Source organism: Rhizobium sp. C104, from assembly GCF_022354505.1.
Classification (GTDB): domain Bacteria; phylum Pseudomonadota; class Alphaproteobacteria; order Rhizobiales; family Rhizobiaceae; genus Rhizobium; species Rhizobium redzepovicii.
In genome coordinates, this window is record NZ_CP092348.1 from 4,199,767 (window position 1) to 4,215,008 (window position 15,242).

Sequence of the window (15,242 nt, forward strand, 5' to 3'; positions counted from 1 at the left end):
GACCCCCGAAACGATCCAGGAGTGCGGAAGATGTTTTCGCTCAAGACCCTCAGCCATCGCATGCCGTCCGTCGCCCGCCTCGTGTTTGTCGGCGCCATCGGCATCGGCGTTTCCGCCTGCTCGGAAGAGAAGGCTGAGGTCAAGCAAGTCATCCGGCCGGTAAAGGTCGTCGAGATCGCCAAGGCCGGCGATACCCGCAAGCTCGACTATTCCGGCTCGGTCAAGGCGCGCACGGAGATGAACCTCGGGTTTCGCGTCGCCGGCAAGATCACAGAGCGCCTCGTCGATATCGGCGACCGGGTGATGCCGGGTGACGTTCTCGCCCGTGTCGACGCCACTGATTACCAGCTGGCGGTCAAGACGGCGGAAGCCAATCTCGCCGCGGCCGAAAGAAGCGTCGAAACCGCCGATCTTGCCAATAAACGCGCCGAGCAGCTTTTCGACAAGAGCGTCGCTCCGAAATCGCAGCTCGAGCAGGCCGCCCTCAGCCACGACCAGGCGATTTCGCAGCGCGATGCCGCGCTCTCCGCACTTGACCAGGCGAAGAACCAGGTGAGCTACACCGAGCTCAAGGCCGGCCAGAACGGCATCGTCACATCAATCAATGCCGATACCGGTCAGGTCGTCGGCTCCGGCACGGCCGTCGTCACCGTTGCCGTCGACGGCGAGAAGGAAGTGCAGATCGCGATTCCGGAAAACGACATTGCCGAATTCAAGCCGGGCAAGACCGTCAAGACAAGCTTCTGGGCCGATAAAAAGCTGCTGCTCGACGGCAAGGTGCGCGAGGTTTCCGGGAGCGCCGACCAGCAGTCGCGCACTTTCGCGGTGCGGGTCAGCCTGCCGAACGATCCGCGCGTGCTGCTCGGCATGACGGCGACGATCGAGGCCGATGTCGATAACGGCAACAGCTATGTCTCCATCCCACTCAGCGCACTGGCTGAGAAAGACGGCAAGCAGATGGTCTGGACCGTCGACCGCGATACGGCGACCGTGCATGGCCGCGACATCCAGGTCGCCGATTTCACCGGCAACGGCGTGCATGTAACCGAAGGCCTCGATACCGGCGATCTCGTCGTCGCGGCCGGCACGCAGTTCATGACCGAAAATCTGAAGGTGAAGGTGCCGGACCAGCAGTCGGCGCTCGCCGATACGGAACAGACCGTCCGCTGATCGCGTCGCAAAAGGGAATAAAACCATGGACGCCAACACCACCGAAAAGCGGCCCTTCAATCTGTCTCGCTGGGCGATCGGCCATCCGAGCATAGCCCGCTTCCTCTTCGGGCTGATCATCATCACCGGAGTGCTCGGTCTGATGCGCATGGGCCAGCGCGAGGATCCCGAATTCACCTTCCGCGTCATGGTTGTTCAGGCGATCTGGCCGGGCGCTTCCATCCAGGAGATGGAAGACCAGGTCGTCAACAAGATCGAGCGCAAGCTGCAGGAAACGCCGCATATCGACTGGGTGAAGTCCTATACGCGGGCCGGCAGTGCGATCATCACCCTGCAGGTCAAGGGCGACACGAATTCGAAGGACGTGGCAGATGCCTTCTACCAGGCGCGCAAGAAGGTCGGCGACATCTCCAGCGAGCTGCCGCAGGGCCTGCTCGGCCCCTATTTCAACGACGAGTTCGGCGATACTTTCATCACGCTGCATTCGATCAGCGGCGAGGGCTATTCCTATCCGGAACTGAAGAAATTCGCGATCCAGGCGCGCGACATGCTGCTGACGACACCTGGTGTCGAGAAGGCGGTGATCATCGGCGACCAGCCTGAGAAGATCTATATCGACGTCTCGTCCAAAGCGCTTGCCGAGCGAGGCCTGACGATCCTCGATCTGCAGAACGCCATCAAGGGCCAGAACAATGTCGATCCGGCAGGTTCCGTCGATACCGGCCTGCGCTCAGTGCGCATTTCCGTCGAAGGCGACGTGAAGAAGGCGGAGGATATCCGCGAGTTGCGCCTTCGCGCCGGCGGCCAGGTGACGCGGCTCGGCGATATCGCCACCGTCAGTTCCGGGCTCGAAGATCCCTATCAGCGCAAGTATCGTTTCAACGGCCATGACAGCGTTCAGGTCGGCGTCGTGATGGCCAAGGGCTTCAACGTCACCGACGTCGGCAAGGGCGTCGAGGCGACCTATCAGCGCTTCGAGGAGGCGCTGCCTTATGGCGTTGCCGTCGATCAGATTGCCAATCAGCCCGACGTGGTGACGGATGCGGTCAGCGAATTCATGCATGCGCTCGGCGAAGCCCTGGTCATTGTGCTGGTGGTCTCGTTCCTGTCGATCGGCTGGCGCTCGGGCCTGGTCATCGCCATCGCCATTCCACTGGTGCTCGCCGCCACATTCGCGCTGATGTACGAACTCGGCATCGACCTGCAGCGCATTTCGCTCGGAGCGCTGATCATCGCGCTCGGCCTGCTCGTCGACGATGCGATGATCGTCGTCGAGATGATGGAGCGAAAGCTGGAGGAGGGGCTGGTCAAGATCGAAGCTGCAAGCTTCGCCTATTCCTCGACCGCCTTCCCGATGCTGACGGGCACGCTGATCACCACGGCCGGCTTCATACCCGTCGGCTTCGCGGCATCGACGGCCGGTGAATATGTGCGTTCGCTGTTTTATGTCGTCGGCATCGCGCTCGTCACCTCCTGGTTCGTCGCGGTCTATTTCACGCCGTGGCTCGGCTATATGATCCTCAAGCAGCGCCATCACGCCGGCGAGCATCACGACGCCTTCGACACGCGCTTCTATCGGCGTCTGCGCGGCACGGTCGGCTGGGCGGTACGCCATCGGGTTATCGTGCTGCTCTTGACGCTCGGCACCTTTGCCACCAGCCTCTGGGCCTTCCAGTTCATTCCACAGAATTTCTTCCCGCAATCGTCGCGGCCGGAAATCCTCGTCGATCTCTGGCTACCCGAGGGCACCAGCATCAAGGAGGTCGAGGTCCAGGCCAAGGCGCTGGAAGCGAAGATGATGGATGATCCTGACAAGCGGTTCATCGCCACCTATATCGGCGAAGGTGCGCCGCGCTTCTTCCTGCCGCTCGACCAGCAGTTGCGCAATCCGAACTTCGCCCAGCTCCTCGTCATGGCCAATGACGAACCGGCGCGCGAGCGGCTGATCGTCAAGCTGCGGACGATCCTTGCGGAAGATTTCCCGGAGATTCGCGGCAAGGTCGATCGGCTCTTCCTTGGCCCGCCCACAGGCTGGCCGGTGCAGATGCGGGTCATGGGGCCCGACCGCCAAGAAGTGCGGGCAATCGCCGATCAGGTGAAGGCGCGCTTTCAGGCCAACCCCATGCTCGGCGCCATCCACGACGACTGGCTGGAACAGGTGCCGGCAATGAAGCTGGTGATCGACCAGGACCGGGCCCGGGCGCTCGGCGTCACCTCGCAGCGCGTGCGCCAGATGCTGCAGACCGCCATGTCGGGTGCCGCCCTCGACGATTTCCGTGACGGCGAGGAGACGGTCTCGATCGTTGCCCGCGAGCCGGACGCCAGCCGTTCTCTGCTGTCGGCGGTCAACTCGGTCTATGTGCCGACGGATTTCGGCGGTTTCGTGCCGGTCTCGCAGCTTGCCAAGGTCGTGCCGGTTATGGAGCAGGGCATCGAATGGCGGCGCGACAGGCTGCCGACCATCACCGTGCGGGCGACGCTGCCGGATGGGGTGCAGCCGAACGACGTGGTGATGAAAATGTATGCCGACATGAAGGACATGCGCGACAGCCTGCCTGCCGGCTACAAGGTCGAAATCCAGGGCGGCGCCGAGGACGCGGCGGAAAGCCAGATGTCGATCGCCGCCAAGGCGCCGATCATGCTTGCGGTGATCATCGTACTGCTGATGGTGCAGCTGCAGCATTTCGGCAAGGCGATGCTGGTGCTCGCCACCGGGCCGCTCGGCATCATCGGTGCGGCCGCCGCCCTGCTGATCAGCGGCGCTCCTTTCGGCTTCGTGGCGATCCTCGGCGTCATCGCCCTGCTCGGCATCATCATGCGCAATTCGATCATCCTGGTCGATCAGATCGACCAGGACATCAAGGCCGGCATGCACCGGCAGGAGGCGATCGTCGGGGCTGCCGTGCGGCGTTTCCGGCCGATCATGCTGACGGCGCTGACCGCCGTCCTGGCGCTGATCCCAATCTCGCGCGGCGTCTTCTGGGGTCCGCTCGCCTACGCAATGATGGGCGGCATCCTGGTTGCGACAGTGCTGACAATTCTGGTTCTGCCCGCCGGCTACGCTCTCTTCTTCGGCCGGGAGCCGAAGGCAAGGGACGAACCAGGTCGGGATGCCGACGCCATCCAGGAAGAGGCGGATGACAGACATCCGCCGGCGTTGGCAGCAGAGTGAGGACGGCGCGGCGAAAGCCGCGCCGCTTTCCTTTGCCGACGACAGGTCTTCGTCAAAGTCCGCCCCGTCTGAGTTCGCGCCAATTCCATTGAAGTCCCGAACAGGCTAAGCTGCGAAGGACTGCCGGAAGACCAGCCGTGATCCCGGCCGTTCGTTGACGGGGAGGGCGCGACATGGCCGATTATAGTCTGGAGACAAGCTGGCGCCCGGTCGAAGGCAGTTTCGGGCGCTTGACCTTCACGCTCCACAATCTTTCTGCCGAGCCGTTGTCCGGCTTCTTGCTCTGCTATACGTCCGAGACGCGGGTTGCCGGCAAACATGTCTGCGCTGGCGCCAGCCTCAAGCGGCAGGTTGCGCATTTTCATGAGTTCCTGCCGCCTGAGGGGCTGAGTGTACCGCCGGGCGGGCGCTGGCGGTTCACTGTCGAGGGGCTGAGCCGAGAGCCGAAACATGTCACGGCTGGCGTCAAATCTGCTTATCTGACGCTTGCCGACGGCCGTCACCTTCCGGTCGATTTCGGCGATCTGATGCTTGAAGGCCGGGATGGCGGTGTGTCGCCGCCGCTCTTGCCGCCGGGCAAAGCCGACGAACCCTACGCGCTGCTCCCCTGGCCGCTGTCGCTCGGGCTGAAGGCGGGTGACTTGCCCGCCACCCTCTATCCGGCCGAGAGGACGCCGCCTGATGCGATCGAGGCCCTCTCCCAGGTTCTTTCTCTCTACCAGCGCCTCTACTCAGCCGAAGACGCGCCGTTTTCGCTGAGTGCCGTCGAAGGCGGGCGGCGCATTCGTTTCGTCGCCGAATCGTCGATCGCTGCCTTCGCCTACGAGCTGCGTTTCACCGCGCATGAGATCGTGCTTTCGAGCGCGGATGACGCGGGGCGGCGCTACGGCCTCATCAGCCTGGCGCAGCTGCTGCATGGCGCCTGCGCCGATGGCGAACGATTTAAATTCCCCAACTTCGGCACGATCGCCGACCAGCCGCGTTATGACTGGCGCGGCTGCCATCTCGATGTGTCCCGGCAGTTCTATCCGGTCGCCGACATCCTGCGGCTGATCGATATCCTCGCCTGGAACAAGCTCAATATCTTTCATTGGCACCTGACCGACGACGAAGCCTGGCGGCTGGAGATCAAGGCCTATCCAGCGCTGACGGAGATCGGCGCGCGGCGCGGGCCGGACGAGGTCCTCGTGCCACAGCTCGGCGACGGGGCGGAAACACGCGCCGGCCATTACACGCAGGATGATATAAGGCGGATCGTTGCGCATGCCGCCTCGCTCGGTGTCGCGGTCGTGCCGGAAATCGACATTCCAGGCCACAACACCGCAGCCTTGTTCTCGCTGCCCAGCTCGTCGACGGGCAGGAAGCGCCGGACAGCTATCACGCAGTGCAGGGTTACGCCAACAATGCGCTCAATCCGGCGGTCGAATTCACCTATGAATTTCTCGGCAAGGTATTCGACGAAGTCGTGACGCTGTTTCCGAGCGAATATATCCACATCGGCGGCGACGAGGTAGCGCAGGGCGCCTGGCTTTGCTCGCCACTCTGTCAGGCACTGATGAAGCGGGAGAAGCTTGCCGGCACCGCCGAGCTGCAGTCTTATTTCCTGAAACGCATCAAGATGATGCTGTCGGAGCGCGGCAGGAAGCTCGCCGGCTGGAACGAGGTCTCGCATGGCGGCGGTGTCGATCGCGACGGCACGCTGCTGATGGCGTGGGAAAAGCCTGCCGTCGGCGTCGAGCTGGCGCAGCAAGGCTACGACGTGGTGATGACGCCGGGACAGGCCTATTATCTCGACATGGCGCAGGCCGAAGCCTGGGCGGAGCCCGGCGCGGCATGGGCAGGCTATTCGGCCCCGGAACATACCTATGCTTACGAAGCCGAGGGCGAACTGCCGCAGGCGCTGCAGGAGAAGATGCGCGGCATCCACGCTTGCATCTGGACTGAAAACTTTCTCTCTCGCGCCTATTTCAACCGGCTGGTCTTTCCGCGCCTTCCAGCCGTCGCCGAGGCCGCATGGACACCCTCGGACCGGAAGGATTGGGACAGGTTCGCAGCGATCGTGCGGATGTGGCCTATGCTTCAGGAAGCAATGCTTCGGCTTTCAGCCCGAGCAGCGCTGCGCCGATCAGGCCGGGTTCGATGCGGCATTGGCTGCGCACCACCAGCGGCCGGTCGAACTTGCGCAGGATGCGGGCGCGCACGGCGTGGTCGAGTTCAGCAAGCAGCGGCTCGACATTGGACAGGCCGCCGCCGACGGGCACGATGGTCGCGCCGGTGATGTTGATCGTCAGCGCCAGGGGCGAGGCGACGAGATCGACATAGACGTCGATCGTCCGTGTCGCCTTCTCCTCGCCACGCTGCCATTGAGCGATGATCTCTTCGCTCGAAAGGTCGAGATCATGCAGCGTCTTGTGCAGGCGCTCCAGGCCACGGGCGCCGCCGACGGTGTCGACGCAGCCTTTCTGGCCGCAGCCGCAGGCATAGGCGGGAATGGCGGCAGGCGGATTGCCGGCTGCCGAGGCGATGATCGGCCCGTGACCCCATTCGCCGGCAAAACCGCCGGCCTCATTGACGAGGCGGCCATCGGCAATCAGGCCGCCGCCGACGCCGGTGCCGAGTATGGCGCCGAAGACGATGCGATGGCCGCGACCGGCGCCGAGGCCGGCCTCGGCCATGGCGAAGCAATCGGCGTCATTGGCGATCAGTGCCGGCAGACGGAGTTCGGCTTCGAGATCGGCGGCCAGCGTGCGGCCATGGATGCAGGGAATGTTGGCGCAGATCAGCCGCTGCGTGTCGGGATCGACCACGCCGGCGATGGAAAGCGCAATACGGCTCGGCTCTTCGCCGGTTTCGGCGATGATGGCACGCAGGGTGTCGACGAAAGCGGCGAAATCATCCTTCGGCGTCGGGCGCCGGCCGAGGGGGACGATGTCCGTCTCGGAACGGGCAACGCCACCCTTTATGGCGGAGCCGCCGATGTCGAATGAGATGATCATTGCCACCCTGCCGTTTCTCTGGTCTGTGCTGTCTGCTCGCACTGTTGGCGGGGAATTACAAGCCTTCATTCGCCGGTCTGCCATGCGCTCGCGGCCTCAATCGCTATTCGGTTCCGCAAGTCATTCAATTGGCATATTGCGTGGCCACAATCCGAGCCCGCACGTCCATCACTCACTGGTATCATGACCATCGAAAACGCCGATTCCCACAGACGCAGAAGACCCCGTCCACCCCGTCCCAAAGGCCGTCGCCTTTCATCCATCCTGCGGCAGCTGGCCGCCGACCGGAGTCGGGAGCGGATTTCGATCGGCGATCTGTTCCAGACGATGGGCGACCGGGCGATCAGCGCGTTGATGCTGATCTTCGCGCTGCCGAACGCTTTTCCGACGCCGCCCGGAACGTCGGCCGTGCTCGGCGCGCCGTTGGTCTTCCTGGCGGTACAGTTGACCTTCGGGCTGAAGCCCTGGCTGCCGAGGGTGATTGCCGACCGTTCGATGCGGCGGGAGGATTTCGAAACCATTGTCGGCCGCATCCATCGCTGGCTCGCCTGGGCGGAGCGGATGCTGAAGCCGAGGTTGGCGATCTTCGCCGAGCCGCCGGCGGAATATCTCGCCGGGGCCGCATGCCTACTGCTGTCGATCGTGCTGTTGCTGCCGGTGCCGCTCGGCAACATGCTGCCGGCAATCACGATCTCGGTCTTCGCTTTCGGCATACTGGGCCGCGACGGGCTCTTTGCGCTGATCGGCTTCATCATGACGGCCGTGTCGCTGGTCGTTGCCGGCGGCGTGATTTACGGCCTGGTGAAGGCGGCGATCTATCTCGTCATGCAATGGTTTGCCTAAGCAGCGTCGGTTATTTGGCGGAGCTCTTTGCAACAGGCTCGACATTTGCCTGATTTTTGTTTTGATCTGGCGCGATACAATTTCAAATCATGTTCGGCGGCGGCACGCCGGCTCACTTTGCGTGGTAGGCATTCAATGGCAAAAAGATCCGAGACCGCGGCACGCCTCGACGATGCGGCACGTGCCGGCTGGCTCTATTACGTCGCCGGGCGCACGCAGGATGAAATCGCCGCCGCGATGGGCATCTCGCGGCAATCGGCGCAGCGGTTGGTGTCGCTGGCGGTCGCCGAGCGTCTGATCAAGGTGCGGCTCGATCATCCGATCGCCGCCTGCCTGGAGCTCGCCAGCCAGCTGCGGCGGAAATTCGGGCTGAAACATGTGGAGGTGGTGCCGAGCGATTCCGGGTCGTCGGCGACCGTCGGTATTGCCGAGGCGGCGGCGGCCGAGATCGAACGATGGCTGAAACGGGCCGAGCCGATCGTGCTTGCCGTCGGTACCGGCCGTACGCTGAAGGCGGCTGTCGACCAGCTGCCGGCGATCGAATGTCCCAATCACCGCATCGTCTCACTGACCGGCAATATCGCCCCCGACGGATCGGCCGCCTATTACAACGTCATCTTCAGCATGGCCGATGCGGTGAAGGCGCGGCACTATCCGATGCCGCTGCCGGTGCTCGTCACCTCGGCGGAAGAGCGGGAGCTGCTGCACGGCCAGCAACTGGTGCGCTCGACGCTCGATATGAGCGCGCAGGCCGACGTCACCTTCGTCGGCATCGGCGAACTCGGTATCGACGGGCCGCTCTGCGTCGACGGTTTCCTCGAGAAGGACGAGATGATGGAGCTGATGCGCGGCGGCGCCGTCGGCGAGATCTGCGGCTGGATCTTTGACGTCGATGGCAGGTTGCTCGACAACCCGATCAACGAACGCGTCGCGTCGGCGCCGATCCCGTCCCGCGACGCGTCGATGGTCATCGGTCTGGCCAAGGGCAAGCGCAAGTTTAAGGCGATCCGGGCCGCGGTTGTCGGCCAGCAAATCAACGCGCTGATTACCGACGAAGAGACGGCTGAGTTTTTGCTCAGGAATTGAGCAAAAAACACTTGTTTTAAATCAATGGGATAGCTTCCTCCTTCGGCACCGCAGCAACGATTGCCGATTGACATTCTGTATCATTTGTTGAGTAATTGCCCATGAGCGAAGCGAATGCTCACACCCATCTTCTGGGAGGAAGATATGACATTGAGAACTTTTCTGCTGGGCGCCTGCTCAGCACTGGCGTTTGCCGGCATGGCTTCGGCCGAAACGCTGACAATCGCGACCGTGAACAACGGCGACATGATCCGGATGCAGAAGCTGACGGATGACTTCAAGGCGAAGAATCCGGGCATCGACCTTGAATGGGTAACCCTCGAAGAGAATGTGCTGCGCCAGAAGGTCACGACCGACATCGCGACCAAGGGCGGCCAGTACGACGTGCTGACGATCGGCACTTATGAAGTTCCGATCTGGGCGAAACAGGACTGGTTGCTGCCGCTCGACAATCTCGGCGCCAACTACGACGTCGACGACCTGCTGCCGGCCATCCGCAGCGGCCTGACTGTAGACGGCAAGCTCTATGCTGCGCCGTTCTATGGTGAAAGCTCGATGGTCATGTACCGCAAGGACCTGTTCGACGCTGCCGGCCTGAAAATGCCCGACGCGCCGACCTGGGACTTCATTGCCGACGCTGCCCGCAAGATCACCAACAAGGACAAGGAAGTCTACGGCATCTGCCTGCGTGGCAAGGCCGGCTGGGGCGAGAACATGGCCTTCCTGACGGCCATGTCCAATTCCTTCGGCGCCCGCTGGTTCGACGAGAAGTGGAAGCCGCAGTTCGATCAGCCGGAATGGAAGGACACGCTCGATTTCTACGTCAAGCTGATGAAGGATGCCGGCCCTCCGGGCGCCTCCTCCAACGGCTTCAACGAGAACCTGGCGCTGTTTCAGACCGGTAAGTGCGGCATGTGGATCGACGCAACGGTTGCCGCTTCCTTCGTCGCCGATCCGAAGCAGTCGCAGGTCGCCGACAAGGTCGGCTTCGCGCTCGCCCCGGACAAGGGCCTCGGCAAGCGCGGCAACTGGCTCTGGGCCTGGAGCCTCGCCATCCCGGCAGGTACCCAGAAGGCCGAAGCGGCTGAGAAGTTCGTCGCCTGGGCAACCAGCAAGGAATACAGCAACCTCGTCGCCGAGAAGGAAGGCTGGCTGAATGCACCTCCGGGCACCCGCAAATCGCTCTATGCGAATGCGGACTACCAGAAGGCGGCGTCGTTTGCCAAGATGACGCTCGACTCGATCGAGGCGGCCGATCCGACCAAGCCGACCGTCAAGCCGGTCCCCTATGTCGGCGTCCAGTTCGTGGCGATCCCGGAATTCCAGGGCATTGGTACGGCGGTGGGTCAGCAGTTCTCGGCAGCCCTTGCCGGCCAGATTTCGGTCGATCAGGCGTTGAAGAGCGCCCAGCAGCTGGCAACCCGGGAAATGACCAAAGCCGGCTACATCAAATAACAACCTCCTGAGCAAGAGGCGGATTCTTGACAATCCGCCCCTCTGGGCCGCCGATGCCCGAACTGCATCGGCGGCCGCTTTTTCAGACAAAGCCTTCCTGCGGCCGCTCCCCGCTTCAGATCAGATCGGTGATTGCCATGGCAACCTTGCATACCCGCTCCGCGGCGCGCCTGATGATTGCGCCCTCCGTGCTGCTCCTCTTTGCATGGATGATCGTCCCACTTGCGATGACGATCTATTTCTCGCTGCTGAACTACAATCTGCTCAGCCCCGGCATGGAGAGTTTCGTCGGTCTGCTCAACTACGAATACTTCCTGTCCGATCCGGCCTTCATCGCGGCGCTGATCAATACGCTGCTGCTCGTTGCCGGCGTGTTGCTGATCACCGTCATCGGCGGCATCGCCTTTGCGCTGCTGCTTGATCAGCCGATGTACGGACAGGGCATCGTGCGCATTCTGGTGATCGCGCCGTTCTTCGTCATGCCGACGGTGGCAGCACTGGTGTGGAAGAACATGTTCATGAACCCGGTCAACGGCCTGTTTGCCCATCTTGCCAAGGCGCTCGGCCTGCAGCCGATCGACTGGCTGGCGAATGCGCCGCTGTTCTCCGTCATTCTGATCGTCGCCTGGCAATGGCTGCCCTTTGCCACCCTCATCATGCTGACGGCGCTGCAGTCGCTTGACGAGGAGCAGAAGGAAGCCTCCGAAATGGACGGCGCCGGTCCGATCTCGAAATTCATCTACATCATCCTGCCGCACATGGCGCGGGCCATCACCGTGGTGATCCTGATCCAGACGATCTTCCTGCTTTCGGTCTTTGCCGAAATTCTCGTCACCACCAATGGCGGGCCGGGCACCGACAGCACCAACCTCACCTATCTCGTCTATGCCCAGGCGCTGCTGCAGTTCGATATCGGCGGCGCTTCGGCGGGCGGCATCGTCGCCGTCGTGCTTGCCAATATCGTCGCGATCTTCCTCGTCCGCCTCGTCGGCAAGAATCTGGAGGCTTGAGATGGCCAGAAAAGTCACAACGCAGCGCAAGGTCATCGTCACCGCGATCGCCTGGACGCTCGGCATCCTGATCTTCTTCCCGATCCTCTGGACGTTCCTGACCAGCTTCAAGTCGGAAGCCGATGCCATCGCCTCGCCACCGCAGTTCCTGTTCTTCCATTGGACGACGGAGAACTATGCGGAGGTGCAGAGCCGGTCGAACTATCTCAGCCACTTCATGAACTCGGTGATCATTTCCTTCGGCTCGACGCTGATCGGCCTGATCATCGCTATTCCCGCCGCCTGGGCGATGGCGTTTTCGCCGACCAAGCGGACCAAGGACGTGCTGATGTGGATGCTGTCGACCAAGATGATGCCGCCTGTGGGCGCGCTGATCCCGATCTACCTGCTGTTTCGCAATTCGGGCCTGCTCGACACGCGCACCGGCCTGGTGATTGTGCTGACACTGATCAATCTGCCGATCATCGTCTGGATGCTCTATACCTACTTCAAGGAAATCCCGGGCGAAATCCTCGAGGCGGCCCGCATGGACGGGGCATCGCTGATGAAGGAGATCGTCTACGTGCTGACGCCGATGGCGGTGCCCGGCATTGCCTCGACGCTGCTTTTGAACATCATCCTTGCCTGGAACGAGGCGTTCTGGACGCTCAATCTCACCGCCTCCAAGGCGGCGCCGCTGACGGCCTTCATCGCTTCCTATTCCAGTCCGGAAGGCCTGTTCTACGCCAAGCTGTCGGCGGCATCGACGATGGCGATCGCGCCGATCCTGATCCTTGGCTGGTTCAGCCAGAAACAACTCGTCCGCGGCCTGACCTTCGGCGCTGTGAAATAAGATAAAGGGAGACAAACATGGGCAGCATTACCCTTCAGAAGGTTTCCAAGGTCTTCGGCGAAGCCAAGGTCATCCCTTCGATCGATCTCGATATCAAGGACGGCGAATTCGTCGTCTTCGTCGGCCCGTCGGGCTGCGGCAAGTCCACGCTGCTTCAGGTTGATCGCCGGTCTCGAGGATGTCTCCGGCGGCAAGATCGTCATCGACGGCAGGGACGCCACCGAAAAGGCGCCGTCGGAGCGCGGCCTGGCTATGGTGTTCCAGTCCTATGCGCTCTATCCGCATATGAGCGTGCGCAACAACATCGCCTTTCCGCTGAAGATGGCGGGCGTCGACAAGGCTGAGATCGACCGCAAGGTGACGGATGCCGCCCGGGTGCTGAACCTTACCGATTATCTGGAGCGCAAGCCGCGCCAGCTGTCCGGCGGCCAGCGCCAGCGCGTGGCGATCGGCCGCGCCATCGTGCGCCAGCCTTCGGCCTTCCTGTTCGACGAACCGCTGTCGAACCTCGACGCAGCGCTGCGTGTCAACATGCGTCTCGAAATCAGCGAGCTGCACCAGCAGCTGAAGACGACGATGGTCTACGTCACCCACGACCAGGTCGAGGCGATGACCATGGCCGACAAGATCGTCGTCTTGAACAGGGGCAATATCGAGCAGGTCGGCTCGCCGCTCGAACTCTACAGCCGCCCCCGCAACCTCTTCGTCGCCGGCTTCATCGGTTCGCCGAAGATGAACTTCATAACGGGCCAGAACGCCGCACAGCTCGGCGCCCATACGATCGGCATCCGCCCCGAGCACATGCTGTTGTCGATGGAGAGCGGCGACTGGAAGGGTAGGGTCGTGGTCGCCGAGCATCTCGGATCCGACACTTTCCTGCATATCGATGCCGACGGCATCGGCATGGTGACGGCGCGCGGCAGCGGTGATTTTGCCGCCAAGGCTGGAGACACGGTCTATCTGACGCCGGACCGTTCGCGTATTCACAAATTCAACGAGGGCGGCCTTGCCATCTGAGGCAGGCCGCCGGCTGGGGGCAGGCATGCGAGCCGGGCGATGGCGCCCGGCCGTTTCGGCAAGACCTTCAAGAGGACTGAAACATGACGTGCAAACTATCGCTGGCAACGCTTTCCGACGCGGCGCGCACCGCCGCCGTCCCTGGATATGACAGGGCGTCGCTGAAAGCCGGCATCGTGCACTTCGGCGTCGGCAATTTCCATCGCGCCCATCAGGCGGTCTATCTTGACGACCTCTTCAACTCAAACGCGGATCACGACTGGGCGATCGTCGGCGCCGGTGTGCTGCCGTCGGATGCGTCCATGCGCGAAAAGCTTGCAGCCCAGGATTTTCTGACGACGGTGGTCGAGCAGGACAACAACAAGACGGCGGCGCGCGTCACCGCGCCGATGATCGACATCCTGCCGGTCGGCGATCCCGCCGCGATCATCGCCAAGCTCGCCGATCCCGATATCCGCATCGTTTCGATGACGATCACCGAGGGCGGTTATTTCATCGATGCATCGGGCACATTCAATCCGGCCCATCCGGCAATCGCCGCTGACGGAAACAGCCCCGACGCGCCGAAGACGGTGTTCGGCCTGATCGTCGCCGGCCTGAAGGTGCGCAAGGCTAGGGGTATCGGTCCTTTCACCGTCATGTCCTGCGACAACATTCCCCACAACGGCATCGTCACCGCCAATGCCGTGGTCGGCACGGCGGCATTGTCGGATCCCGGCTTTGCCGAGTGGATCCGGGCGAATGTCGCCTTTCCGAATGCGATGGTCGACCGCATCACGCCGGCAACCGGCCAGCGGGAGATCGATTTCCTCAAGGACAATTTCGAGATCGAGGACAATTGGCCAGTCTATTGCGAGGAATTCAAGCAATGGGTGCTCGAGGACAAGTTCACCGCCGGCCGGCCGGCGCTGGAAAAGGTCGGCGTGACCTTCGTTCCCGATGTCACGCCCTATGAGCATATGAAGATCCGCATCCTCAACGGCGGGCATGCGGCGATCGCCTATCCGGCGGCGCTGATGGACATTCATTTCGTTCATGATTCCATGGAAGATCCTTTGATTCGCGCCTTCCTCGCCAAGCTCGAGAAAGACGAGATCATCCCGATCGTGCCGCCGGTGCCGAACACGTCGCTCACGGATTATTTCGCGCTGATCGAACATCGGCTGCTCAATCCGAAGATTGCCGACACCATTCCGCGGTTGGCCCAGGACGGCTCCAACCGCCAGCCGAAATTCATCCTGCCATCGACGCTCGACAATCTCAACCAGGGCCGGGATGTCGTCGGGCTGGCACTGGTCTCGGCGCTCTGGTGCCGCTATTTCGCCGGCAAGAGCGACAGCGGCAAGGATATCGTCTTCAACGACGCCAGCGCCGAGCGCCTGCATGCGGCGGCGCTGAAGGCAAAAGACGATCCGTCGGCTTTCCTCGCCTTCGACGATATTTTCGGCGCGGTGGCGAAATCCGAACTTTTCCGCAAGCGTTTCGCCCATGCTCTCAAAACTCTGTGGGAAAAGGGCACGCGGGAGACGCTGCAGCTCTATCTCGACGGCAAGCTCGCAGTGTAGGGAATCCGGATGACGGCATTCATTGCCGCCGTCCATCCGGCCTTGCAAGGAAGCGGGACGGTCGTGCGTCCGAAATTGAACTCAGGTTGGGTCCTC

Annotated in this window: 9 protein-coding genes and 2 pseudogenes; 10 read left to right on the forward strand and 1 reads right to left on the reverse strand. The window is 62.4% G+C overall.

What is annotated here, in order from left to right; translation table 11 throughout:
* Positions 1–30 precede the first annotated feature (30 nt).
* The 3 genes and pseudogenes from MF410_RS21800 to MF410_RS21810 form a co-directional block, all read left to right on the forward strand.
* A complete protein-coding gene (locus MF410_RS21800; protein ID WP_222135235.1) occupies positions 31–1,170 on the forward strand; it encodes an efflux RND transporter periplasmic adaptor subunit in 1,140 nt (379 codons plus the stop codon).
* A gap of 25 nt (positions 1,171–1,195) precedes the next feature.
* Positions 1,196–4,342, forward strand: coding sequence for an efflux RND transporter permease subunit (locus MF410_RS21805; protein ID WP_097629985.1), 3,147 nt, complete (start codon positions 1,196–1,198; stop codon positions 4,340–4,342).
* A 173-nt stretch (positions 4,343–4,515) separates the two neighbouring features.
* Positions 4,516–6,422, forward strand: a pseudogene (locus MF410_RS21810) (family 20 glycosylhydrolase); the annotation flags it as partial.
* Here the strand turns inward: MF410_RS21810 and MF410_RS21815 are convergent.
* Positions 6,415–7,338, reverse strand: coding sequence for an ROK family protein (locus MF410_RS21815; RefSeq protein ID WP_239620052.1), 924 nt, complete (start codon positions 7,336–7,338; stop codon positions 6,415–6,417). The pseudogene MF410_RS21810 and the gene MF410_RS21815 sit on opposite strands and share 8 nt — an antisense overlap.
* Positions 7,339–7,602: 264 nt before the next feature.
* Here MF410_RS21815 and MF410_RS21820 point away from each other — a divergent pair, with 264 nt between their 5' ends.
* The 7 genes and pseudogenes from MF410_RS21820 (at position 7,603) to MF410_RS21850 (ending at position 15,146) form a co-directional block, all read left to right on the forward strand.
* Positions 7,603–8,181, forward strand: a complete 579-nt coding sequence (locus MF410_RS21820) for an exopolysaccharide biosynthesis protein (RefSeq protein ID WP_179612313.1) — start codon at positions 7,603–7,605, stop codon at positions 8,179–8,181.
* A gap of 135 nt (positions 8,182–8,316) precedes the next feature.
* Entirely contained in the window at positions 8,317–9,267 is a 951-nt protein-coding gene (locus MF410_RS21825; protein ID WP_003582447.1) for a sugar-binding transcriptional regulator, read from the forward strand.
* Between the two features lie 144 nt (positions 9,268–9,411).
* Entirely contained in the window at positions 9,412–10,722 is a 1,311-nt protein-coding gene (locus MF410_RS21830) for a sugar ABC transporter substrate-binding protein (protein ID WP_183854881.1), read from the forward strand.
* Between the two features lie 137 nt (positions 10,723–10,859).
* Positions 10,860–11,732, forward strand: coding sequence for a sugar ABC transporter permease (locus tag MF410_RS21835; RefSeq protein WP_131711872.1), 873 nt, complete (start codon positions 10,860–10,862; stop codon positions 11,730–11,732).
* A 1-nt stretch (position 11,733) separates the two neighbouring features.
* Positions 11,734–12,564 (forward strand): carbohydrate ABC transporter permease, encoded by an 831-nt coding sequence (locus MF410_RS21840; protein WP_064819036.1) that lies wholly within the window; start codon positions 11,734–11,736, stop codon positions 12,562–12,564.
* 17 nt (positions 12,565–12,581) lie between these two features.
* Positions 12,582–13,581, forward strand: a pseudogene (locus tag MF410_RS21845) (ABC transporter ATP-binding protein).
* Between the two features lie 83 nt (positions 13,582–13,664).
* Complete coding sequence (locus tag MF410_RS21850) at positions 13,665–15,146, forward strand: mannitol dehydrogenase family protein (RefSeq protein WP_097630115.1); 1,482 nt, start codon at positions 13,665–13,667, stop codon at positions 15,144–15,146.
* The last annotated feature ends 96 nt before the right edge of the window (positions 15,147–15,242 follow it).

Bases quoted from the DNA above. Each gene is read 5' to 3' on its own strand.
- MF410_RS21800 (WP_222135235.1), top strand. From the start codon at position 31: ATGTTTTCGCTCAAGACCCTCAGCCATCGCATGCCGTCCGTCGCCCGC.
- MF410_RS21805 (WP_097629985.1), top strand. From the start codon at position 1,196: ATGGACGCCAACACCACCGAAAAGCGGCCCTTCAATCTGTCTCGCTGG.
- MF410_RS21815 (WP_239620052.1), bottom strand. From the start codon at position 7,338: ATGATCATCTCATTCGACATCGGCGGCTCCGCCATAAAGGGTGGCGTT.
- MF410_RS21825 (WP_003582447.1), top strand. From the start codon at position 8,317: ATGGCAAAAAGATCCGAGACCGCGGCACGCCTCGACGATGCGGCACGT.
- MF410_RS21830 (WP_183854881.1), top strand. From the start codon at position 9,412: ATGACATTGAGAACTTTTCTGCTGGGCGCCTGCTCAGCACTGGCGTTT.
- MF410_RS21835 (WP_131711872.1), top strand. From the start codon at position 10,860: ATGGCAACCTTGCATACCCGCTCCGCGGCGCGCCTGATGATTGCGCCC.
- MF410_RS21840 (WP_064819036.1), top strand. From the start codon at position 11,734: ATGGCCAGAAAAGTCACAACGCAGCGCAAGGTCATCGTCACCGCGATC.
- MF410_RS21850 (WP_097630115.1), top strand. From the start codon at position 13,665: ATGACGTGCAAACTATCGCTGGCAACGCTTTCCGACGCGGCGCGCACC.